This window comes from Spirosoma fluminis, assembly GCF_054778895.1.
Genome location: NZ_BAAGZD010000005.1, coordinates 26,290 through 50,717 on the forward strand (window position 1 = coordinate 26,290; position 24,428 = coordinate 50,717).

General features: G+C 50.6%; 18 protein-coding genes. 15 read left to right on the forward strand and 3 right to left on the reverse strand.

Going from position 1 to position 24,428, the window contains the following annotated elements:
- From ACYVBJ_RS10030 to porZ, 5 genes are all read left to right on the forward strand, one after another.
- Complete coding sequence (locus tag ACYVBJ_RS10030) at positions 1 to 1,641, forward strand: DNA cytosine methyltransferase (RefSeq protein ID WP_460982165.1); 1,641 nt, start codon at positions 1 to 3, stop codon at positions 1,639 to 1,641.
- A 17-nt stretch (positions 1,642 to 1,658) separates the two neighbouring features.
- Complete coding sequence (locus ACYVBJ_RS10035) at positions 1,659 to 1,859, forward strand: hypothetical protein (protein ID WP_460982166.1); 201 nt, start codon at positions 1,659 to 1,661, stop codon at positions 1,857 to 1,859.
- On the forward strand, positions 1,856 to 2,179 hold the full coding sequence (locus tag ACYVBJ_RS10040) for a hypothetical protein (RefSeq protein WP_460982167.1): 324 nt from the start codon (positions 1,856 to 1,858) through the stop codon (positions 2,177 to 2,179). Before ACYVBJ_RS10035 ends, ACYVBJ_RS10040 begins: the two co-directional genes overlap by 4 nt.
- A 441-nt stretch (positions 2,180 to 2,620) precedes the next feature.
- Positions 2,621 to 3,244 (forward strand): thymidine kinase, encoded by a 624-nt coding sequence (locus tag ACYVBJ_RS10045; protein ID WP_460982168.1) that lies wholly within the window; start codon positions 2,621 to 2,623, stop codon positions 3,242 to 3,244.
- Positions 3,225 to 5,591: a type IX secretion system anionic LPS delivery protein PorZ gene (porZ, locus tag ACYVBJ_RS10050; RefSeq protein WP_460982169.1), complete on the forward strand. Its 2,367-nt coding sequence runs from the start codon at positions 3,225 to 3,227 to the stop codon at positions 5,589 to 5,591. The genes ACYVBJ_RS10045 and porZ overlap by 20 nt, the downstream gene beginning before the upstream one ends.
- Before the next feature lie 26 nt (positions 5,592 to 5,617).
- On the opposite strand, the gene ACYVBJ_RS10055 is transcribed toward porZ, so the two are convergent.
- Positions 5,618 to 8,077, reverse strand: a complete 2,460-nt coding sequence (locus ACYVBJ_RS10055; protein ID WP_460982170.1) for a TonB-dependent receptor — start codon at positions 8,075 to 8,077, stop codon at positions 5,618 to 5,620.
- A 303-nt stretch (positions 8,078 to 8,380) separates the two neighbouring features.
- On the opposite strand from ACYVBJ_RS10055, the gene ACYVBJ_RS10060 reads away from it, so the two are divergent.
- The 4 genes from ACYVBJ_RS10060 to ACYVBJ_RS10075 all read left to right on the forward strand — a co-directional run bounded on the left by ACYVBJ_RS10060 (position 8,381) and on the right by ACYVBJ_RS10075 (position 13,077).
- Complete coding sequence (locus ACYVBJ_RS10060; RefSeq protein WP_460982275.1) at positions 8,381 to 9,376, forward strand: pyruvate dehydrogenase complex E1 component subunit beta; 996 nt, start codon at positions 8,381 to 8,383, stop codon at positions 9,374 to 9,376.
- A gap of 197 nt (positions 9,377 to 9,573) precedes the next feature.
- Positions 9,574 to 9,933 carry a hypothetical protein gene (locus ACYVBJ_RS10065; protein WP_460982171.1) on the forward strand — a complete coding sequence of 120 codons (360 nt, stop codon included), beginning with the start codon at positions 9,574 to 9,576 and terminating at the stop codon, positions 9,931 to 9,933.
- Between the two features lie 50 nt (positions 9,934 to 9,983).
- The gene (locus tag ACYVBJ_RS10070; protein WP_460982172.1) at positions 9,984 to 11,279 is read left to right on the forward strand and encodes a serine hydrolase; all 1,296 of its coding nucleotides are present in this window, start codon (positions 9,984 to 9,986) and stop codon (positions 11,277 to 11,279) included.
- Positions 11,280 to 11,313: 34 nt separating this feature from the next.
- A complete protein-coding gene (locus ACYVBJ_RS10075) occupies positions 11,314 to 13,077 on the forward strand; it encodes an amidohydrolase family protein (RefSeq protein ID WP_460982173.1) in 1,764 nt (587 codons plus the stop codon).
- A gap of 43 nt (positions 13,078 to 13,120) precedes the next feature.
- On the opposite strand, the gene nadC is transcribed toward ACYVBJ_RS10075, so the two are convergent.
- A complete protein-coding gene (gene nadC, locus ACYVBJ_RS10080) occupies positions 13,121 to 13,954 on the reverse strand; it encodes a carboxylating nicotinate-nucleotide diphosphorylase (protein ID WP_460982174.1) in 834 nt (277 codons plus the stop codon).
- Positions 13,955 to 14,095: 141 nt separating this feature from the next.
- On the opposite strand from nadC, the gene ACYVBJ_RS10085 reads away from it, so the two are divergent.
- The 6 genes from ACYVBJ_RS10085 (at position 14,096) to ACYVBJ_RS10110 (ending at position 22,913) form a co-directional block, all read left to right on the forward strand.
- The gene (locus tag ACYVBJ_RS10085) at positions 14,096 to 14,500 is read left to right on the forward strand and encodes a hypothetical protein (protein ID WP_460982175.1); all 405 of its coding nucleotides are present in this window, start codon (positions 14,096 to 14,098) and stop codon (positions 14,498 to 14,500) included.
- 120 nt (positions 14,501 to 14,620) lie between these two features.
- Positions 14,621 to 17,692, forward strand: a complete 3,072-nt coding sequence (secDF, locus tag ACYVBJ_RS10090; RefSeq protein WP_460982176.1) for a protein translocase subunit SecDF — start codon at positions 14,621 to 14,623, stop codon at positions 17,690 to 17,692.
- 166 nt (positions 17,693 to 17,858) lie between these two features.
- On the forward strand, positions 17,859 to 19,361 hold the full coding sequence (locus tag ACYVBJ_RS10095) for an APC family permease (RefSeq protein WP_460982177.1): 1,503 nt from the start codon (positions 17,859 to 17,861) through the stop codon (positions 19,359 to 19,361).
- A gap of 98 nt (positions 19,362 to 19,459) precedes the next feature.
- Positions 19,460 to 20,257 (forward strand): sulfite exporter TauE/SafE family protein, encoded by a 798-nt coding sequence (locus ACYVBJ_RS10100; protein WP_460982178.1) that lies wholly within the window; start codon positions 19,460 to 19,462, stop codon positions 20,255 to 20,257.
- 26 nt (positions 20,258 to 20,283) lie between these two features.
- Positions 20,284 to 21,684: an MBL fold metallo-hydrolase gene (locus ACYVBJ_RS10105; protein WP_460982179.1), complete on the forward strand. Its 1,401-nt coding sequence runs from the start codon at positions 20,284 to 20,286 to the stop codon at positions 21,682 to 21,684.
- Positions 21,685 to 21,908: 224 nt separating this feature from the next.
- Positions 21,909 to 22,913 (forward strand): endonuclease/exonuclease/phosphatase family protein, encoded by a 1,005-nt coding sequence (locus ACYVBJ_RS10110; RefSeq protein WP_460982180.1) that lies wholly within the window; start codon positions 21,909 to 21,911, stop codon positions 22,911 to 22,913.
- 100 nt (positions 22,914 to 23,013) lie between these two features.
- Here ACYVBJ_RS10110 and ACYVBJ_RS10115 read toward each other — a convergent pair whose 3' ends face one another.
- Positions 23,014 to 24,207, reverse strand: a complete 1,194-nt coding sequence (locus tag ACYVBJ_RS10115) for a baeRF7 domain-containing protein (RefSeq protein WP_460982181.1) — start codon at positions 24,205 to 24,207, stop codon at positions 23,014 to 23,016.
- Between the last annotated feature and the right edge of the window lie 221 nt (positions 24,208 to 24,428).

Genomic DNA, 24,428 nt, shown 5'->3' on the forward strand with positions numbered 1-24,428 from the left:
ATGATCACTCTTACCGATATGTTCTGCGGTTGCGGTGGCTCCAGCGAAGGAGCCCGCAACGTAGCAGGAACGCACGTTCAATACGCGCTCAATCACTGGAAACTTGCCATTGAGAGCCATAACACTAACCATCCTAATACGCACCATGATTGCGCCGACATCAGCGAGACGCACCCAGCCAGATACCAACGGACAACGGGGCTGATCGCTTCGCCTGAATGTACCAATCACTCACTGGCCAAAGGTCACAAACGCAAGAACCTGCATCAGCAGGACATCTTTCAGAATAAAGCCTTCGATGCCTCAGCGGTTCGCTCACGCGCTACCATGTGGGACGTGCCCCGGTTTGCCGAGATTCACAAGTACGAGTTCGTGATCACTGAGAACGTCGTCGACGTCCGGATGTGGGTGATGTTCGATGCCTGGCTAAAAGCTATGCACTCACTGGGCTATCTGCACGAGTGCGTTTACCTGAATGCGATGTTTGCCCATGGTGAGGGGATTAATGGATTCGCCCCTCAGTCACGCGATCGGATATACATTGTGTTTTGGAAGAAAGGTAATCGTAAACCTGATCTGGACATTCGCCCGAAGGCTCCTTGCCCTCGCTGCGGAACGGTTGAAGCGTATCAATCCTGGAAGAATGGACGTAGGGCTGGTAAGTACAAGACGCAATATATCTATCGGTGTTCAGTCTGTACGTGTCCTGTTGTGCCATTCTATTATGCTGCACTAAACGCGCTTGATCTGTCTATACCCATGACTCGTATCGGTGACCGGGAAAGTTTGAAGATGAAGCCGCTCAGTGCCAACACCCTGGCCAGAATTCAATACGGTTTAGACAAATACGGTGTGCGGCCTTCTATTCTTAATCAGGCGCAATCATCCGGAGTGGGTAGCCGGGTTCGATCCATTGATGAAGAGTTACACTGTCAGGTTGCGCGGAATAGTAGTTACCTGTTTTCGCCTTACCTGTTCAACATGTTGCACAGTCAGGCGAAAAAGCCGACAACAAGGACAATAGCCGAGGTATTTCAAACACAGACTACCAAAGAAAGCCTAGGGTTTGTGGCACCTCAGCCGTTTCTATTAGCTAATCGCGACAAATCACCTGCTAGGGCATTAACTGAGGTGATGCATACTCAGACCAGCGTTAATCGGGAAGTTCTGCTATTTCCCCCCGGTTCGTTTCTGACCATTTACCGTGGCACTTCGAATACGATCAAAGCGACCGATCCATTAACAACCCAGTCGAGCCTTGTTACGAATGGGTTGGTTGTTCCGATTCACGGTACGGCCCGCGCCAAGCCAATGACTCAGCCGATGGATACGCAGATGACAACTGGCCATAGTAGTCTAGTGTTGACGCCCTACCATGGCACCATGAACGTCTGTCAGGTAACCGATCCCTCGTTTACCATACCTACCCGTGACAGCATTTCACTGGTCGATGCGAAGCCCGATATCGACGACTGTTACTTCCGGATGCTGCAACCCAAAGAGACCGCTTTAGCTCAGGGGTTCCCAATCGACTATCGAATACTGGGTAACAAGTCCGACCAGCAGAAACAGATCGGTAACGCCAACCCACCGCCGACAATGGAGCTGCTCGTTTCGCGTTGTGTTCAATCGCTTCTATAATTCTACATTTCTAAACCATGATTCACCACTACCACACCCTGCACGGCAACCCCCTACTTGTCTTCATCGCTGGCCTGATCTGCCTGCTGCTGATCCGCTACGTGCGTGGTCCGGTTACGTATCGACGCGATGGAGCTGGCGCTGTCGCTGGCTCCTGCATCGGGCTAACGCTGCTAATTGTTGGCTGGCTAGTACGTAAATCCTTAAGACAGTTATGAACATCGATGCAACCGCAATCGGCCTAACGCCTGAGTCGCTGATCATGGATCGCCAGTATGCCTGTAAGGTGACGCTGGAGCTGACGACCACGAAAGGCGAGCCGCACCTGATCAGGTTCAACGGTGACTTTGGCGGCTTTGACCTATCGCTTAATCCCCGTGAGCGACCAGCCACCCTGCAAGGTCTGGTTAAGCTGATCTTACGCAGGCGCAAACCAGCAGAACACTACGTAGCTGAACTAAACGGGGTGAAGGTAATTGAGTACCAGGAACGTTTATCATTCAGGCAAGCTATGAACCAAATAGGCTTCACATCATGAAACGCTACCCCCTTCACTGTCCGAGCGGCCGACCATGAAACCGCACCCCTGAACCGTCGCCTTGCTGAGGCCCAAAAGCTGAATGCCGCGCTAGGGGAGACTAAGAAGTTTTTCAAGTTTAAGCTCAAACCATCTAATTAACCCCACAGCCCGGCCACCAGACGCCGGGCTTTTTTATAAACTTTGACTGGCAGATCGAGACTCAACCTTTACATTTGTAAAAGCAAAGAGCAATCAAATGTTATACCATTGTTATCCTAATTTGTAAACTATTGGATTAACTACCTGTATATCAATTGAATTATTCTTTGTTTTGTAAAGATAAAATTTTCAGTCGTAAACCTTTTTTTCGTTGAAAATAAATCAAAAAAAGCAGTTTATGGCTTAAAATAAGCAGGCGGCAGCCCGTTACGTCCGCTCACTTGCCGCCCAACGATACGTATGTTTATTGAACCTACCCGCCGACGCGAACCGCCCCACCTCCGAACGGGCTGGATCGAAGTAATTTGTGGCTCCATGTTCTCGGGCAAAACCGAAGAACTGATTCGTCGGCTCAACCGGGCACGTATCGCCAAACTTAACGTTCGTATTTTCAAGCCTGCCCTTGACACCCGGTACCACGAAGCGAACATCGTTTCGCACTCAGCGGTAACTATTCAGTCGATACCTGTGCAAACAGCGAGCCAGATTACGGCACTCGCGGGCAATTGTGACGTTGTAGGCATCGACGAAGCCCAATTTTTCGATAAAGATATCGTTACCGTCTGTGATGCGTTAGCCAACCAGGGACAACGCGTGATTATTGCCGGTTTAGATATGGACTTTTCGGGGCGGCCCTTCGGATGTATGCCCCAGTTAATGAGCATTGCTGAATACGTAACGAAAGTTCATGCGATTTGTGTGGTTTGTGGCGATATAGCGCAATATTCGTACCGGTTAGTGCCCTCGCAGGAGCGCGTACTGCTCGGTGAGACAGATAGTTACGAGGCCCGCTGCCGACGCTGCTTTAACCTGGGAGAAGATGCCGGCCGGAAAGAGTGGGTCTATGAAGACGAAGATGAGTAAGCCAGGGCACTCAACCCCGGAATTTGCAACGAAACGTAGCGTACAAGGGCTTAATCAGGCTTATCAACTGCCTGGCGGGCTTGCCCGTTTATGCTCAGTTCTCTGGCTATTCTTCAACGTTTTCGGCTTCGTATCCACTGGGTATTGTCAGCTTGGAACCTGGCAGTCACACGTTAGTTATCAATCCGGTCAATCGGTCGCGGTGGTCGCTAACAAAGTCTATGCCGCTAGTCAAAACGGCTTTTTCTATTACGATAAAACAACGCAGGAGACCGTTACGCTCGGAAAACATACTGATCCTGCCTTAAGCGACGTGGGCATCAGCCGATTGCTGTATCTCGCCGACCAGAATCGACTCCTGATTGCCTACCGAACCGGCAATCTGGACATACTGACCGTTTCGCCCACTGGAGAACCCGTCTCCGTCCAGAATATAAACACCATCGCCACGGCTTCGAACCTGCCACAATCCCGTACTATAAACCACCTGAACCGAATCGGCAACAGCGTTTACCTCAGCACGGATTTTGGCTTAGTGGTGTTCGATCTGATCCGAAACGAGATTCGGGATACATACTTTACTCAACGAACTGACAACGGCTCTTCGTTACCGGTTCTGCAAACGGCTGCAACAACCGACAGCTTGTACGCCCTGACATTTCCTGCTACCGTTGGCGGCTTCAGAAATAATCTGCAAGCCATACGGCTGCTGCCAAACGTTAACATTGCGGATCCGGCAAACTGGCGATCCATTCCACTGCCCGGCGCGACAGCTACAGCGCCTGGAGCCTTCCTGACCAGTATTATTGGCCTACAGAATCGGTTACTGGCATCAGCCCCCGGACAGGGTGTATTCGAACGCCAAACCAACGCCTGGGTACTGACTCAGCCTCTGAATAACCAGACTGTACAGCTGTTTCGGTCTGGGAATACTGTAGTCATAGCCACTGATCAGTCTGTTACGTTACCCAACGTCGGGCCGTTCTCCGGACCGTTACTGGCCGAACCCCGCGAGGTAATTGCTGACGGAACGCAAATCTGGGTTGCTGACGTGCAGAGGGGTTTACTGCTTGGTAATTCCGGCACCTTCCAACGTATCGCTCCGGAAGGTCCAACCCGCGACCAGTTTCCGCAGTTAGCTGCTTATCCGGAAACCCTGGCTGCTTTGCCTGTCTCTCCGCTGCTATCGACAGCTCAACCGGTCAACTCGGCCCCCTTTGAAACGTACTCGGTACCCGCGGGCCGGTGGAGCAGTAATTTAGTGCAGGGATTCGATCGTAGTTTCAACGCTGCGCTTTATCTGCCGACCGAGCAACGATTGTATTTAGGAAGTTTCGGAGGAGGCTTATGGAGTCAGGCTACCGGGCAGTTGCCAATGGCTGTTACGTTACCCCCCAGCATTGGTCCCTTCATCACGAGTCTGGCTACGGACTTCGACGGGAATTTATGGATAACGACCGGCGGCAGCAATGCCCGTCCGGCAGCATTGCACGTTCGACGGCCCGATGGTCAATTTCAATCGTTTCCTGTAGTCAGTCAAACTAATATCGTGCAGGTTGTTCCTGATGACTACGGCTTTATCTGGCTTCGCCCGGAGGCTGGTGGGGGCCTGCTCGTTGTTGATCCGCAGGGCAACCGCGTACGTTACCTGACAACAGAACGAGGTCAGGGTGGGCTTCCGACCAACAGCGTTCGTACGCTCGTTAAAGACCGCCTGGGAGCCATTTGGGTCGGCACGGATCAGGGTCCCACCGTTTTCGATAACCCCGCCGGTGCCTTTGACGTTACTATTGACGCGCAACCTCCTCTCTTGAATCGACGCCGGTTGCTTCCCACCGAAACCATTACAGCCATTGCCGTAGACGGCGGCAATCGAAAGTGGCTTGGTACGCAGACTGGCCTTTACCTGGTTGCGCCCGACGGCTCTCAATTACTGGAAACATTTACGGCCAGCAACAGTCCGCTGCCAACAAATCAGATTCAGGCGCTGGCAATCGAACCGATCAGTGGGCAGGTGTTTGTTCAAACACCCAATGGGCTGATCTCCTACCGGGGCTCCGCTACCGAACCGGCCGAAACCCTGAGCAACCTGACTATTTTTCCCAACCCCGTACGGCCTGACTACATGGGCACAGTGGGCATTAATGGCCTGGTCGAAAATGCAACCGTTAAGATTCTGGATGCGGGTGGTCAACTGGTTTACGAAACCCGTTCTCAGGGGGGTACCGCCACCTGGGACCTTCGCGACTATCGGGGGCGCCAGGCGCAGACGGGGGTTTATTTAGTGGTCGTCGTAGCCACCGATGGTTCGGAAGGTGTAGCGGGTAAGCTGGCAGTCGTTCGCTAGAACCAGCCAGCATCACCTGATTCACTCTACCGTCCCCGGTCGTCGTTGCTGATTTTCTTGCTTTGCTTACCTCCGCCACTTCCCATCTGTCCGAACCGCCACTCGAAGGTCAGCCGTACAGCCCGCGTTACGTTGAGCGCCCTGAATTCAGACACGAACGATGGGGCCATCTGCGTACCCGTTTGTCGGACACCGCGACTGAAGGGGTTGTTGACACTTAAGGTCAGACTAGCTTTTTTATCCCAGAACTCCCGTTTGCCCGAAATTCCGTACCAGTACCAGCCTGAATAATTTCCCTGAAGGTTAATCCAGCCGGAGCCGTAATTGCCGTTGGCCTGAAGCGTAAAATTGTTTGGTAGTTTATAGCTGGTGTTCATATTGACGTTCCAGATCCATCCGCTATTCCGCAGGTTGAGCGTCGGACTGCTCATATCAACGTACCGAATGTCCCACCCCCCGCTTAAATTCCAGCTTTTGTTGGGCTGCCCCGAACCGTTTACGTTCAAGCCATAGTTGGCGCGCCGACCGATGTTCTGGGGTTTCGAGAGTGATACGCCGTCCGCATCCACCGTAGATAGATATTCAATAGCGTTGTTGGTCTGCCGCCAGTAGAGAGACGAGTTAATGGACAGTCCTTTCTTAGTCGTTACGCTATAGGCAAACTCGGTTGCATGGCTCAGTTCCGGCGATAGGTACGGATTGCCGGTAGTCAGGTTCTTAGGGTCAGCGGCATTAACCCACGGATTCAGGTACCAGATCAAGGGACGGGAAATCCGCTGGGTGTAACTTATCTTCAGGGTGTGGGTTTTGATTCCCTTCGATAACGTAACGCTTGGGATGAGGTTATTATACTGGCTGGTAAAGGCCGTACGCGTTGTCAGAAAATCGCCCTGAATCTCGGTACGTTCCAGCCGGGCCCCGGCGTTCAGGCCCCACTTACGTTTGGTGTCCAGCCGTAATGACGCATATGACGAATATACCTTCTGGGTGTAGGCAAAATCATTAGATAGCTCGGGCGCTGGCACAAAGTCGGCACGCGGATCGTTGGCCTGATCAACCCGGTATTCGCTGCCGATGTACCGTAAAATGGCCTTCGCTCCTACTTCCAGTTTCAGACTGGTCGTGTCTTTTCGCCCGGTAAACTTAAACGGATGCGTGTAATCGGATTGGAAGGTAAATTCATTGTTTCGACTATAATTCGTGCTACGCTCCCGATACGTAACCACTTCCGACGTAGCGTAGCGATCCGTGTCGTAAAAATAGTTGTCGGGCATACGGCTGTACTGGGTCAGCAGCGAAAACTCCTGCTCAGGCGAATCCTCGCCGGGCTTTTTGAATGTTTTCGTATAGCCCAGATCAAGCTGCCCATTGCCGTACGGGTTTCGGAACCGGATTTCGTTTCGAAACGCCTGCAGCTCAACACCCGCGGGCGTTGTTAACCGGTTCGTGACGATGCTGTTATTGGGAAAGTTACCGCCCCAGACGTTAGCCGCGAAGTTGATACGGCTGGTTGAGTCGGGATCATAGTCGAAGCTCATTTCGCCGTAGCCGCCCATACCGGTGTTATCCATGGTCGTGCGTTGCGAGAGAATATTCACCGGTACTCCGTCGGCGAGGGCGGTTCGGATCGATTGGTTTTCGCGAATGTTACGGTACTGGTACCCCGTTGCCGACAGGGACAGACCAATTTTTTTCTTTTTCAGGTTAAGACTCGTTCCTGCAGACTGGTTATAATTTCCGGCTGTGGCATTCACCGTACCGTTGAAGCCTTGCAGGGCTTTTTTAGTAATGATGTTAATAACGCCACCGGCTCCTTCCGCGTCGTATTTAGCGCCGGGACTGGTGATTACTTCGACCGTTTTGATAATTGAGGCCGGCATCTGCTTTAGGGCGTCGGCCAGGTTACGCGCCATAATACTCGATGGCTTTCCGTTGACCAGAACTTTGATATTACCGTTACCCCGCATCTGTACATTACCATCCAGATCGACCGTGAGCGTGGGCACCTTTCGCAATACGTCGACAGCCGTTCCACCGGCGTTTGATATATCTTTCTCGGCGTTGTAAACGAGTCGATCGCCTTTATCTTCCACGAGCGCTTTCTGACCGACTACGTTTACTTCGGATAAGTTACGGGTATCGGCAGCTAACGTAATTTGCCCTAAGTCGAGCACTGGTTTGTCCGTCGAGATCGTCACTTTGTCGATCACCCGCGATCGGTAACCGACAAACGAAATGGCCAGCCGGTACGTACCGAGCGCGAGTTTCTCAAGCACAAAAGCCCCTTTTTCGTCGGTCGTGGCACCCGTAATCAGTTTTCCGGCTCCGTTCTGGAGCGCAACGGTGGCAAACGGAACCGCTTTGGCAGTCGTCGAATCAGCTAGTGTCCCTTTAATCTGCCCTGGGGTTGATTCAGCTATGCTTGGTGACTGAGCCGTTGCCGTGAAGGCACCAAAGCATAAAATAACGTAAAGTAAAAACTTCATGAAGGAAAGGTTACGTAGATGTGTTGGCAAAAATAAATTCAGCTTACGAGGTCTGTTGCGCCGTTAAGATCATTTAACAGCATTCAGGCAAACGCATCGGCGGCTGCATGGATCAATGATGCAGCTAATCGCGACAAAGTTGCCTGAGGAGTCTATTTTATTTTTGTTAGCAGGCAACCGCCAATAACTTCGTATCTGGATAAGCGGGCCATTTGATGAATCAGCCCATTTTGCCTAATTTTGGCTAGTTTTTAAGCCAGCTCACGCCAACAGCTTAGGGCAGGCGGTGAGTCATCAAACGCAATCAACGCATTCAGCATGAGAGAAATACAGTTCCGTGAGGCCCTTCGGGAGGCTATGTCGGAAGAAATGCGCCGAGATTCTAAAGTCTATTTAATGGGCGAAGAGGTCGCTGAATACAACGGCGCTTATAAAGTAAGCCAGGGTATGCTGGACGAGTTTGGCGCGGAGCGCGTGATTGATACGCCCATTGCTGAACTTGGTTTTGCCGGTATCGGGGTGGGTTCAGCCATGAATGGACTGCGTCCGATTATCGAGTTCATGACCTTCAATTTTTCGCTGGTTGCCATCGACCAGATTATCAACTCGGCCGCCAAGGTAATGTCGATGTCGGGTGGGCAGTACTCCTGTCCTATTGTGTTCCGTGGGCCAACGGGTAATGCCGGTATGCTTTCGTCGCAGCACTCGCAGAACTTCGAGAACTGGTTTGCCAACACACCCGGCCTGAAAGTGGTGGTACCTTCGAACCCATACGATGCAAAGGGTCTGCTTAAAAGCAGCATCCGCGACAACGATCCGGTTATCTTTATGGAATCGGAACTGATGTATGGCGACAAAGGCCAGGTTCCGGAAGAAGAATACCTGATTCCAATTGGTCAGGCCAATATCGTTCGCGAAGGAAACGACGTAACGATTGTCTCCTTCGGCAAGATCATGAAGGTAGCTCTGGCAGCCGCCGATGAACTGGCAAAAAATGGGATTTCGGCGGAAGTAATCGATTTACGTACCGTACGTCCGATCGACTACGCAACGATCATCAGCTCGGTAAAGAAAACCAACCGGTGTGTAATTGTGGAAGAAGCCTGGCCACTGGCAGCTATTTCGTCGGAACTGACCTACAATATTCAACGTAACGCGTTCGATTATCTGGATGCTCCGGTTGTACGGGTAAACAGCATGGACCTTCCGCTGCCGTACGCGCCTACACTTATTGAGGCCATTCTGCCAAACGTGAAACGGACGATGCAGGCGGTTGATACTGTGATGTATAAAAAATAACCGTCTGGTTTCAGGATGTATACACTCAAACAGAAAGGTCGGCTACATAGCCGACCTTTCTGTTTGAGCACGAAAAAAGCCCGACCGTTTTTGAACAGCCAGGCTTATGTAATCGTGATAATGTAGAAACGCCCATAGCCCAGTTTTAGTTTAGCCTTCGAAAAATTGTTTAATAATTTTTCATATTATTGTTAAATATGAACCCTTTGCCTAGCAACGTGGCTAAGCCTGTTCGGATAAAGCCGAGTAGCCGCTTGATTTATGAGATTACAACCCAGTACGTTGGCTCCCTTAATACGTTACGTCATCGAGAGCCAACGATCATCTTCTTTTCTAACCTCCGAAAAGCGGTCGACGCCATAAGCGCCGAGCTTGCTCTGAACAGCTGGCCACCCAAAGTGAACTATACAGCCGTTTACCGGGGCGTTAAACTCCGTGGATTTTACAGCTGCGATTTCGACGTAGCCGGTACGCGCGTATTCCGGATTAAAGTGGTTCCCCGCGAGTTAAACCCGGCACTTCCCAGACTCGGCATCGACGAGAATCCGACCCGGTAAATAAGGCTGCGCCCGAAGGATGTTTTGTTCAATTTCGTATTTTGTTGGCCATGCGACGATTTACGACCTTTCTCACCGGCCTTTTATGCGTATGTCTATCCATCGGTTACGGGCAGGCTCAAACCGACGATTTTCTGCGGAACCTGTTTACAACGAATCAGAATGCGATTTTTCAGCAGGTGATCAAGCATCCGGAGACGTATCGACTACAAATTATTTATACCCAAATTAACCGGGACAAAGCCAATACGCCCACATTTACCAATTACTATTTCCGGGTCGATAGCACTGAGTACTTTAACCCTGCGTCTACCGTCAAACTACCCCTGGCGCTGCTGTCTCTGGAGAAAGTAAATAATCTGAATCTGCCGCAGGTGACCAAGCACACAGCCATGCAATTCGACAGCGCCTATAGCCAGCAAACTAATGAATGGACCGACAGTACGTCCCAAAGCGGTTACCCATCTTTGGCCCATCTGATCAGAAAGGCGTTTCTGGTTAGTGAGAATGACCCCTACAGCCGCATGTATGAATTCGTTGGACAGCAGGCGATCAATACGTCTTTGCACGACCGAGGCTACCTTGACACGCGGATTACGCACCGATTTGTCAGAATGACACCCGAGGAAAACCGCCATACAAATCCAGTTCGGTTCATCCGGCCCGACGGTACAGTCGTTCATAAGCAAGCCGCTGCGTACAACAACACGCCGTTCGACTTCAGCCGCCCTATCAAACTTGGCAAAGGCTATTACGTTCGGGATAGCCTGGTGAATGAGCCGTTCGATTTTACGGGCCGAAACAAGCTGCCGTTAGAGTCGCTGCACCAGATCTTAAAGTCGGTCATGTTCCCGCGTTCGGTACCAGCTAAGCAACGATTTAACTTAACCAACGACGATTACCGATTCCTGTACCAGTACCTGTCTCAATATCCGGGCGAAGCGAACTACCCTAAATACGACCCGACTCAGTATTACGACAGCTACGTAAAGTTCTTTTTTATGGACAGCGCACACCACCAAATGCCCAAGAACGTACGCGTGTTCAATAAAGTAGGCTGGGCCTACGGTTTTCTGACGGATGCCTCATACGTAGCCGATTTTGCCAACAAAGTCGAGTACATGTTAAGTGCTACCATTTACGTAAATAGCGACGGTATTCTCAACGACGACAAGTACGAATACGACCGGGTCGGGCACCCGTTTCTGTATCAGCTTGGCCAAACTATTTATGAATACGAATTAAAGCGTAAAAGGCCCTATGCGCCGGATCTTACGGCCTTCCGGATTCAATACGAGAAACGACGGCCGGATAATCGGCCAACCGTCAAAAACGTCGATAATTAAGCGTCTCCGTACGCCAGATTCATTCAGGTAGATTATGAAGAACTTCATCCAGTATAGCCTATGGCTCACCCATGTACTTAGCAGCGTATTTACGTATGGGCAAATCGGTGCTGACAGCGCAAGTCGGCCTAAACAACCCGTTCTTATCGTGGGTGGTAATCTGATCGACGTTGAAACGGGTAAAGTTCGGGATCATGTCAGCATCCTGATTGAAAACGAAGTCATTAAAAAAATTGGTAAAAACCTGACCGCCCCCGCCGGAGCAACAGTTATCGATGCCAACGGCAAATGGCTTATTCCGGGATTGATCGACAGCCATATTCACCTGTTTCAATCGGGCAGCATCTACACCCGCCCAGACGGGGTCAACCTCACTAAATACCGCCCTTACGAAACCGAACGCCAGTGGTTACGCGACAACATGGGCGACTTGTTACGTCGCTACCTGGCCTGCGGCATCACGACCGTCATTGACATTGGTGGCCCACTGTATCAATTCCCGTATCGCGACCGGTTCAATAAACAGGATACCAGTCCGCAGATTCTGATGACCGGACCGCTGGTATCAACCTACCAGCCCGACGCGTTTAAAGTACCGGATTCACCAATTATTAAAGCCAATACGCCCGAGGAAGCCCGCGAGATTGTGCGTCAGCAGCTACCTTACAAGCCGGATTTTATTAAAGTCTGGTTTATTATCCGCGGTATGGGGAAGACAGGCGACGAAATGATTCCGGTCGTTCAGGCGGCTATTGACGAAGCCCACAAGAACGGGCTTAAGCTGGCGATCCACACGCAGGAATTGCTGGCCGCTAAACTAGGGGTAAAATACGGGGCTGATTTTCTGGTTCATAGCCCCGAGGATGGCGTTGTCGATGATGAACTGCTGAACCTGATTCGCAGGAACAAGGTCAGCTACTGCCCCACAATGATTGTGAACCGAGGTATTGCTGGCTTCTTCACGGACAGCCGAAACCTAACGCCTTATGAGTTTAGCACGGCCAACCCTTACGTACTGGGCACCCTTTTTGATTTCAGACACCTGCCCGAGCCCGAAATCCGGAAGCGTTACGTCGACTTTCTGACGAGCTCAACTTATAAGGATCGGGCGGCTAAGGTTGATTCAATCAAGCGGGTTAACCTGAGAAAAGTGTGGAGCGCCGGTATTAACGTGGCGGCCGGTACTGACGCCGGTAACCCCGGTACGTTTCATGGTACATCCTTTATTGACGAGTTGAAAGCCATGCAGGCCGCTGGCTTATCCAATGCCGACTTGCTCAGATCAGCGACGATAAATGGAGCAAAAATATTCAGCAAAGAAGCCCGGATTGGTAGCCTGGCCGAAGGCAAACTGGCGAACGTAGTCATCCTGAATCAGAATCCGCTGGAACGTATCGAAGCAATTACGGCCATCGAAACGGTGATTAACCGGGGCTACGTAACAACACCCAGCCAACTCTTGCCGGATTCCCCCACAGACCTGGCTCAGCGCCAGCTCAACGCCTATAACGCCCGGAACATCGACGCTTTTCTGGAACCCTACGCCGATGACGTGGAGATTTACGATTTTCCGGATAAGCTTCGCTACAAAGGCAAAGAAACAATGCGGAAGCAGTATAGCAGCATGTTTGAGCGGACGAAGGTGCTGCACTGCGAGTTAGTGAATCGAATCGCCGTGGGTAATACGGTAATCGACCACGAGCGCGTTACGTTTGCCGCCGACAAAGAGCCGGTAAAGGCAGTAGCCATTTACACAATCGAGAACGGCAAAATCAAAAAGGTCTACTTCACAAAGTAAACGATGGCCCTACGTTTAGTGAAATTGAACGTAGGGCCACGTATTAGTAGGCCTTCAAGCTTAAATCAAGGCTTTTGATCTGGTGCGTCAATGCGCCCGCTGAAATAAAATCAACGCCTGTTTCGGCGTAAGCGCGTAGGGTTGTTTCGTCGATACCGCCCGATGCTTCGGTAATGAACCGGCCGTTGATCAGACGTACCATATCCCGAATGCCATCGGGCTGAAAGTTATCCAGCAGAATAATGTCTACCTGCCCCACACGTAATACCTCTTCAACCTCCGCCCGATTGCGTGTTTCGATCTCGATACGTAGCGACCGGCCCGTTTCCTTCAGATAAGCGACGGCTTTGGTAATTGCGGCTTCAATGCCCCCGGCATAATCAACGTGATTGTCTTTGATCAGGATCATATCGTACAGGCCGAACCGGTGATTGACGGCTCCACCGATCCTGGTCGCCATTTTTTCGCAGATACGGAAGTTAGGCGTTGTTTTCCGGGTGTCCAGCAACTGCGCCCGATTCCCTTCTAGCAGATTGACCAGTTGCCGTGTATACGTAGCAATGCCGCTCATACGCTGCATACAGTTCAATGCCAGGCGTTCAGCTTTCAGGATAGACTGCGCCCGTCCGCTAACGGTTAAGACAACATCGCCCGGTTGTATTAATACGCCATCGTTCAGCAGAACCTCAATCTGTAAGGCCGGGTCAACCTCTGCAAACACGGCCTGAGCGACCTCAACACCAGCCAGCGTACCGGCTTCTTTTACTAACAGGCGGGCCCGTTTCTGGGCGTCGGCCGGAATTGTCGATAAAGAGGTATGGTCGCCATCACCGACGTCTTCGGCCAGTGCCAGTTGTATAAATTCGTGCAAATTCATGGCCGAAAGTTAATCGAATATTTAGAAATAGCCCTGATTTAAGTAGCTCATGATCAAACAAAAATCTACATCATTAATAGACTATAAACACTTGCATTCTTCATAAAATGGTACGAAATTTGTCTTCCGCTTAGGAAAATTATGAAGCAACCGCGCATCGTTCAACGTCTTTCGGGGCTTTTTCTAGCTTCCCTGCTGCTATTTACGGCAGCCTGGGGGCAAGGTGGCCTGGTGCAGCAAACGGCGCGCGTCAAAAAGTCGGTTCAAGCCGGTCAATCCGCGGCTGCGGATCATGCAAAATCGGGTAAATCGACCCGTTCATCTTCGGATGAAGCGCAACTGAGCGCGGCCCAGTTCGAAGCGGTCGTTACGCCAGCCATCACCATCGACGGGGGTAGCCAAACGGCGTTTTTATTGCCTACGCCTACGCTCGTTATTTTGTTGCTGCTTTGTGTTCCCCTGCTTCGACACTTTGCGCTTCCTCATTATTTCTTTTCGTATTTCAGGCATGTTTTCGGACATGCGATTGCGCCGAATGCTCCCTAACGGTTTTCGTGGGCATGTTTGTGGTTATTCTACCATACGCCAGATGCACGTTTCCTGTGCTTATCTTCTTTTCAATTCCTTTTTAATTAAGCAATAGGCGATCGCCTATCTTATAGTCTAATGCAAAACAGAACCGGGATTCTCATTCTGACGGGCGTAATTACAGCTATCTGTATTTATTTTCTGTCGTTCACGTTTGTCTCACGCAGCGTCAAAACGGATGCGGAGGCTTACGCCACCAACAAGCAGGGTCAGGTAGACCCCGCTAAAAAGCAGAAATACCTTGATTCGCTCTGGAAAGAGCCGGTTTTCCTGGGAAGCACACTCCAGGAAGTTACCGAACGAGAGCTAGGACTTGGCCTTGACCTTCAAGGTGGTATGCACGTAGTGCTTGAGGTATCTCCTGCCGACATTCTACGGGGTTTGTCGGGCAACAACCGGGATCCGAAATTCAATCAGGCTTTGAAACAGGCGCTTGAAGACAAAAAATCAAGCAATGCCAAGTTTGTTGACCTGTTTGCGGATAACTTCAAAAAACTGGCTCCAGATACGAAGCTGGCCAGCATCTTCGCTACCAGCGCCAACCGGGGCAAAATCAACTACCAGTCGTCCGATACCGAAGTTCGGAGACTGTTGAACGATGAGGTTGAAGGAGCCATTACCCGCGCTTATCAAATAATTCAGGCCCGTGTCGATAAATTTGGGGTTGCAAACCCAAACATCCAGCGGCTGCCAGGCTCTGGCCGGATTCAGATTGAACTGCCGGGCGTTGACAACCCAGAACGCGTACGTCGTCTGCTTACCGGTGCTGCTAAACTGGAATTCACCGAAGTATACCGCCTGAATGAACTGGCTCCGGCTATCGAAGGCATGGGCGCTTACTTACTTCGCGAAGAAACCGCCCGTAAGGCGGCTCTTAAAGCAACCGCTCCGGCTGCTGGCTCGACCGCGCAAGGATCAAGCCTTGAGTCGCAGCTGGCACAGGGTGCCAAAAAAGATTCGACCGCCAGCAAGGATACGGCTGCGGCCGCTGCCCAGGGCACTGCCTTAACGCAATTGTTTTTACCCGTTGGTCAGGACCAGCTGGGCGTGTACCTGAAAGATACGGCTCGGGCCAATGACGTGCTGAATGCCGCTGAAGTACGCAGTCTCTTTCCGGCCGATGCAATATTTGCCTGGGATCGCAAGACGTTCAAAGCCACCGATGGCAAAGAAATTCTGCCGCTTTATTTCCTGAAAAAGCCAGGGGGGCGTGCTCCGCTGGAAGGTGACGTAATTACCGACGCCACCAATGACTACGACGACCGTGGCCGTCCGGAAGTAACCATGAACATGAACCCGGAAGGTGCTCGTAAATGGCGTAACCTGACCGCGGCAAACGTTGGCCGTCCCGTAGCTATTCTGCTGGATAACCTGGTGTATACTGCACCAAACGTACAGAATGAAATTCCAAATGGTCGTTCGAGCATCTCGGGTAACTTCACCGTTGAAGAGACTAAAGACATGGCCAACGTACTGAAAGCGGGTAAACTGCCTGCGCCGACCAACATTGTGGAGGAAAGCGTAGTTGGGGCAACCTTAGGTTCAGAAGCGGTCAACGCTGGTGTTCTTTCATCAGTTGTTGGTATTCTGCTGGTTTTGGTTTTCGTAGTTTTCTATTACAACCGGGCTGGTCTGATTGCCGACATTGCGCTGTTTATTAACCTGTTCTTCCTGCTGGGCGTAATGGCTTCGTTAGGTGCTGTTTTGACCATGCCGGGTATTGCTGGCATCGTACTCTCGATCGGTATGGCCGTTGACGCCAACGTGTTGATTTTCGAGCGGATTAAGGAAGAGCTGGCCGAAGGAAAAACGTTTAAGGTAGCAGTTGCCGATGGGTTTAAGAATGCCCTGTCGTCGATCATCGACTCGAACGTAACGACGTTCCTGACGGGTGTTGTTCTCTTCATCTTCGGTACAGGCCTGATTCTGGGCTTTGCTACTACGCTGATCATCGGTATCCTGACGTCGTTGTTTGCCGCTATTTTTATTACGCGCCTGATTCTGGAGTACTACATCCGCAACGGCAAAACGCTGTCATTTACGTCGTCGTGGGCTAAAAACCTGTTTAAAGATTCGGATTTTGATTTCGTATCGCGTCGGAAGCTGTACTATACCGTTTCGTCGGTCATTATTGGCCTGGGGATTATCTCGGCCATCTTCAAAGGCTTCGGCTTAGGCGTTGACTTCAAAGGCGGCCGCTCGTACGTAATTCGGTTCGAGAAAGCGGTAAGTACCGACGACGTCCGGAATTCACTGGAAGGCGTTTTAGGCGCTTCACCTGAAGTTAAAACGTACGGCGGTACTGGCATCGGTGCTAATCAGGTGAAGGTGACAACGCCTTACCTGGTGGATGATAACTCGCAGGGAGCCGATAAACGTGCAGAAGCAACCATCTATAAAGGCTTAAGCAACATCAAGGGTAACCCCGCCCGCATCGAAAGCTCTCAGAAAGTAGGGCCAACCATTGCGTATGACCTGCTGACATCAGCGTTATGGTCAATTTTGCTGGCGGTAGCTGTCGTATTCGCTTATATTCTGATTCGGTTCAAGCGGCTGGCGTTTGGGTATGGGGCCGTTGTTGCTATGTTCCACGATGTGCTGATTATCCTGGCTATCTTCTCGATCTTCAACGGTCTGTTGCCCTTCTCGCTGGACGTTGACCAGGCCTTTGTTGGTGCATTGCTGACGATTATGGGTTACTCCATGAACGACACCGTCGTGGTCTTCGACCGGGTCCGTGAGTATCTGAACGAAAACCGGGGTAAAAGAGAAAGCATACCAACTATCATCAATAACGCCCTGAACAGTACGCTGAGCCGCACGGCCGTAACCGGGTTCTCAACCATTCTGGTCCTGCTGGTCTTGTTTATCTTTGGTGGCGAAACGATCCGGGGTTTCTCCTTCGCAATGCTGATTGGCGTAGTCGTTGGTACGTATTCGTCGCTGTTCGTTGCTACGCCGATTGTCGTTGACGCCCTGAGCCGCGACCAGGAGAAAGATACAACGGTTGCAACCGTTACCGAAAAGAAAACCGGCTTCGATGCAATTCCTTCGGATTTCACAACCGCAGCTCCGGCTACGCCCGAAGAGTTCACCGCCAAGAAAGAAAAGAAAGAGAAGAAACCGTTGATCCGCCCTTCTCAATCGTAAACTAACCAGTGCCTGAGCGAATGGGTGATTGAGTGAATACCAGTGCGAAATAATTCGCTCAGGCACTCAATCGCTCATTCGCTCATTAATTTTCGTATATTTCACGACGTTTACCCTTATATTATTTCCTTAAAACACGTAATCTCCAAACATTAACTCTTCCTGCATGGAAACAAGATTGAAACCGGCTAATACAAGCATATGGCGAAAGAAGCCCCTTGCGGCCTACGAAGCTGATATGAAGAAAAGTGAGCTCAAACGGGTGCTTACCCGCTGGGGCTTAACTTCACTGGGAATCGGAGCCGTAATTGGGGGTGGTATTTTCGTGCTTACGGGTATTGCGGCTCACGACTGGGCTGGGCCGGCGTTGGCGTTAGCATTCGTCCTTGCAGGCATAGCCTGTACGTTTGCCGCGCTTTGCTATGCCGAGTTTGCCTCTATCTTACCCGTCGAAGGTTCAGCCTACGCCTACTCCTACGGCACAGTCGGCGAGCTGTTTGCCTGGCTGATTGGCTGGAACCTCATCTTAGAATACATGATGGGCGCTACTACAGTAGCGGTTAGCTGGTCGGGTTATTTCGAAAAATTCCTGCACCTGTTCCACATTGAGCCACCCCTGTGGTTGATGAATGACCCCGTTACGGCTCAGGAAAAAGCCGAGGCCTTACGGGCCGCTGGTCAAAGCATTCCGGAGTTTTCATTCGCCATCAATTTACCGGCTCTCCTGATCGTTTGGGTAGTTACGTACATTCTGGTCAAGGGCATCAAAGAAGCAGCCAGTACGAATAACCTGATCGTTATCGTTAAGGTTGCCACTGTTATCTTCGTTATTGTTGCCGGTTCGTTTTACATTGATACTGCCAACTGGACTCCGTTTATTCCCATGGAGGTTGTTGACGAAACTGGACAGACACACTTTGGCTGGCCAGGTATCGTTACGGCCGCAGGAATTGTATTCTTCGCTTACATTGGGTTCGACGCGGTTTCAACCCAGGCTGGCGAAGCCATTAACCCGACCAAAGATGTTCCTTTTGCCATTCTTGCCTCGTTGATTATCTGTACAGTGCTATACATCTTGGTGTCACTGGTTTTAACAGGCATGGTTCGGTTCGACAGTCTGGACATGAAAGCCCCCGTTGCGCAGGCGTTTGCGGATGCAGGACTAACCTGGGCCGTTTATCTGATTACCATTGCGGCCATTGCGGGCTTAACGTCGGTTATGCTCGTGATGATGTTGGGGCAAACCCGTATTTTCCTAGGTATGGCTAAAGACGGTCTGCTGCCTAAAGGTTTGTTCGCAGCCATTCACCCGACGTTTAAAACGCCCTGGAAGAGTACCATCTTTGTGGGAGCCATTGTCTCGGTTGTAGCAGCCGTTACGCCAATTGATAAAGTATCGCAGTTAACCAGTTCCGGTACGTTGTTTGCCTTTGCCATGATCTGCGGAGCGGTCTGGTTGTTACGTGTTCGGGAACCGAACTTGGTGCGTCCTTATAAAACGCCTGCTTTGCCTGTTATTGCCACACTCGGTATCCTAGCGAATCTGTACCTGATGTGGAATCTCCGCACGGATACTAAAATCACGTTCGTTATTTGGGGTATTGTGGGTCTACTGGTCTATTTCCTCTACAGCCGTCATCATAGTAACCTGAATAAATCTCAGGACTAACGCATTCGGTATTGCTAAAAGCCCCAGCTCTTCGGTTGGGGCTTTTTTATTGCCCATCAGTTAGAACTACTTCCGGGTATCCCGTAGTTTTACACCAGATGGACATTCAATACTCTATAGGCTATGGGACAGCTTTAGTCGTTGGATTAGTCATTGGCTTAGCTGGCGGGGGCGGCTCGATCCTGACGGTGCCTATTTTTATCTATGTGTTTGGTATTCCAACCGTATTGGCGACGACGTATTCACTTTTTGTCGTTGGCACCACTTCGCTGGTTGGCTCACTAAATCACATCTGGCAGAAGCGGGTCGATTTGCGGGTAACCGCAGCCTTTGCCTTGCCCTCGTTTGTATCGGTTTATTTAAGCCGACGGTTTCTGGTTCCGGCACTACCCGATCCGATGCTCCAGGTTGGCCAGTTTAGCCTTTCCAAAAGCGATGCGATCCTGTACTTTTTTGCGGGTGTCATGATTCTAGCCGCTCGGGCCATGATACGTAACGACCGGCCCGAGCAGGGCGCTGCCGCGGATGGCCACCCTCGTTATCAGACCCTGGCCCTCGATGGCTTAGCTGTCGGGCTGCTGACTGGCACCATTGGAGCCGGTGGTGGCTTTCTGATTGTTCCAATGCTCGTGCTTCTGGCCGGGCTGCCAATCCAGCGTGCCGTTGCTACGTCGGTTCTGATTATTGCGATAAATTCCTTCGTCGGTTTTTTAGGGGATATTCATCACACGAACCTGAACTGGAATTTTCTTCTTCCGTTTACGAGTTTATCAATCGTAGGCATATTGATTGGCATGTACCTGGCCCGCTTTATTGAACCTGATCGGCTGAAAAAAGGCTTTGGCTGGTTTGTGCTGATCGTTGCTGTTTTTATGATCCTGAAAGAAACTACGTAACACGGATCCACTATCCTATAGAAGTTATGGTAATTGAACAATTGTACACAGGCTGCCTGGCGCAGGGCGCGTATTACATCGAAAGCGCCGGGGAAGCGGCTATTATCGATCCTCTTCGCGAAACGTCGCCTTATATCCGAAAAGCTGATAAGGCCGGAGCAAAAATCAAGTACGTGTTTGAAACCCACTTCCACGCTGATTTCGTATCGGGTCATCTGGATCTAGCCAAGAAAACAGGAGCCACCATCGTTTATGGCCCTAACGCGAATACGGCCTACGAGGCTTATCACGCCAAAGACGGCGAAACATTTGGGGTCGGTAACGTAACCATAAAAGCTCTGCACACCCCTGGTCATACACTGGAGTCAACCACTTATCTGCTCATCAACGAGCAGGGAAATGATTATGCCATCTTCACTGGCGACACGCTCTTTATTGGCGATGTGGGTCGACCTGACTTAGCCATCAAAGGTGGGCTGACCGAACAGGATCTGGCGAGTATGCTCTACGACAGCCTGCAAACCAAGATTATGCCTCTAGCCGACGACGTAATTGTGTACCCTGCTCATGGTGCTGGTTCGGCCTGCGGCAAAAATATGAGTAAGGAAACCACCGACTTACTCGGCAATCAAAAACGCTTTAATTACGCCCTTCGGGCAAAATCGAAAGACGAGTTTATCAAGAACGTACTGGATGGTCTGACAACAGCTCCGGCGTATTTCGCCGAGAACGCCCGGCTTAACAAAGAAGGGTACGAACCTATCGACCAGGTATTGCAACGTGGCAGCCAGGCACTTTCGCCCCAAGCATTTGAAACAGCGGTTAACGAGATGGGGGCTGTTGTTCTGGATGTACGCGAGGCAACGGACTTTGCCACAGGTTTTATTCCGAACGCGATTAATATTGGCCTGAATGGGCAGTTTGCCCCCTGGGTTGGCGCTCTGATTCCAAACTTAAAGCAGCCGATTGCGCTGGTTGCTCCTTTGGGCCAGGAAGGCGAAACCATTCTTCGTCTGGCACGGGTTGGTTACGACAACTGCATTGGCTTCCTCGACGGTGGCTTCCCGGCCTGGCAACAAGCGGCTAAAGAGATTGATACCGTCGAGTCTATTTCTGCGGATGAATTTGCCGACCGGTGGGAACGCAACCCTCAGTTGTCCGTAATCGATGTTCGCCGACCGGGCGAGTTTGCCACCGAGCATGTACGTGGTGCCGAGAACTTCGCTCTCGATACCCTCAATGATCACATGGCTGAAATTCGTCGCGACGAGCCGGTATACGTTCATTGTGCCGGTGGCTATCGGTCGATGGTAGCGAACTCGATCTTAAAAGCACGGGGCTTCGACAATATAGTTAACGTAGAAGGCGGTATGGCCGCTATCAAAAAAACGGGAGTGCCCATCAAAACAGAAACACTGGTTAGCTAGCTAAAGTGGCATCGACCGATGATCAGTCTATAAAGAAATTGTTAACGTGAACTATAATATACTATCGTCAACGATTCCCCCTCCCCTCGCTTATCAATCAAATACGAAAGGGGTGGCCGGGCCAATCAGTCAGGTAAACAGTCAGAAACGGTGAATCGGCTCTCTACGATTAGTTCCTTGTGAACAATAATCTTACCTTATCGGAAAGTTGATGGCACCGGTTTATGACGATTTTTCAGAAAGCTCTGTTCTATTTTTTACTGCTTTGTGGTACGCTGTTAATTATAGTCACGCTGGGCTCCCTGATCTATAATAGCTCCCTCTGGTTTCTACAGGTGCTGAATTTTCCGAGGGTAGAGGTTCTGATTGCGTTAAGTGTATGCCTGGCTATTTTTCTGCTCGTACCCAAAACGTGGACTGTGGTCGCAAAGATTTTTGCAGCAGGCTTAGTCGTTTCCATTGGTATTCAGACCTACATCATTTTTCCGTATACAGTCTTCGCCAAAAAAGCAGTTGAATCGGCTTCGGAATCCTCTCTGGACAGACGAAGGGTCTTCAGCATTGTGGTCGCGAATGTCTGGATAAAGAACCGACATGCCGACGAATTGCTGACGATAGTCGCGGATAAAGATCCGACTTTCGTCCTCGCGATGGAAGTAAACGACTGGTGGGTACAGCAGCTGAACGTACTGAAAAAAAGCTACCCCTACAGCCTTACCTTTCCGACGGATAACGCCTATGGTATGGCTCTGTATTCAAAACTGCCCTTCAAAAACCACCAGATTCTGTTTCTCAACCACGATAAGGTGCCTTCGTTCAGGACGAACGTTACGTTGCCGGACGGCACTACGTTTCAACTGGTTACCATTCATCCGGTAGCACCGGCTCCCAGCAGCAAATACCCCACAAATATTGGTGGTAAAGAAGTGGCTTTGCTGAAAGCAGGTCACATGATCGCCCGGAATACTCTGCCAACAATGGTAGCCGGGGATTTTAATGACGTTGGCTGGTCGCACAATACGGCTCAATTTTCGGCTATTAGTGGTTTGCATGATGTCCGGTACGGACGAGGCATGTTCAATACGTTCGATGCTCAGTCTTTCTTTATGCGCTGGCCGCTGGATTACGTATTTGTTTCCAACCAATTTAAAGTTCTTTCGGTCGAGCAATTACCAGAATTCGGCTCGGATCATTTTCCGTATTATGTACAGCTAACGTTAGAACCATGAGGTATGAAAGAGCCCAATCGATAGAGAAAGCAAACTCGCTCAATCAGATTTGCTTTCTCTGTCGATTGGGTTTAGGCAACTCTACTTCAACATGAGGTCGTTAAAACCGAAACAGGGCCGCCATATCGACCGGCTCCTGATTTTCCAGCAGGTTAAACTCGTCCATAACGTATACCTGGCCGCCATTACGGAGGGTAAGAAGGGCTATTTTCTGGACCAGCGATTCGTCGCCGTCCTGCTTTTCTTCGTGGATGGTCGTCTTTAACGTATTCTCGTCGAAATGCCCCCAAAGACTGGCATCCGTTTTCAGAAAGAGCGTGTCGATACGTCCGGTTACGGCCGCTTTCAGGAGTTCCCGGTCGTTGCTCGATACCAGGTCGCTGCCGCTGCTGTTCTGATACTGGTTAATACGTCGCTGTTTGTCCTGTTCAATGGAATCGCCGAGCAGTTCCTGCGCCATCTGGTGCAGTTCCTCCGGCTGTGTATGGTCGAAATTTCCCGTCAGGCCCTCCTTATGGAGGTGTGGATACGTATTGATGTCGTGATAGATCGGCTGAAAATACGCTACCGATGCCAGCACAAGCGGCAGATTCTGCGTGCCCATCATGGCAACAATAGCCGTATCGATTAACCGGAAATAATCGGCCAGCAAGTGGTCTTTTTCCTTGTCTTCGGCATTCTCGCTGCTGGTATACATGGCCATCGACCCACTACGGCCCTTGGTACGTCCCTGCAACTCCTCTTCAAAATCGTAGTATTTTGTTACGTCTTCCAGACCCGATGGCATCGAATCGGCCAGTTCCAGTGGCGTAATGGAGTACGTATCGGCTTTGAAAAGACTGACCCCTTTTTTGCTGATTTGCAACAGACAATACACGGGCGATCGCTGCGCAAAAGGCAGTAAAGGCTGCACATAGAAGCTGGTATCGAGCCTGCTGCTGTTCTCCAGCGGAATGGGACTATGAAAAACAGCAAAATAATTCGGGTTACGGAATACGGCCAGTCCCTGCTGCTGATGCCGCCAGAACTGCGTATCGTCCAGCAGATTTTCCAGTGGCTGCATTAACTCGTTCACCTCATTACTACGGAGCGACTGCGCTTCGAGCGCCAGCCGAATACGCTGAACATGATTTTTAAAGGCTATTATGTCCTGCCCTTCGTTTACTTCTTTACCGCGCTGATGCGTTGGTATAAAAATCGAAATGGATTGCGTATGGGCCTGACTGGCCAGGTCGAGCAGGGTGTCCTTATTAAGATTTCCCAGATTTACTTCGTTGAGTGGTTGATCAGTCATTGCGTTGAGTTTAAAGGGAATTGGTTCATTCTGATTGGCTTACGCTTTGATTGCGCTGCCAATAGAACACAACAGTCAGTATTGACTGTATCTATTTATCAACCATCGACAATAGAGAACGTTTTAAGATAGGCTAATTCTAATGCTTCTCTAATAAGTATGGATACAAGTTTTTAGGCTGTAAGCCAGGGTTAGCTAATCACTGCGAATACTTAATGCCT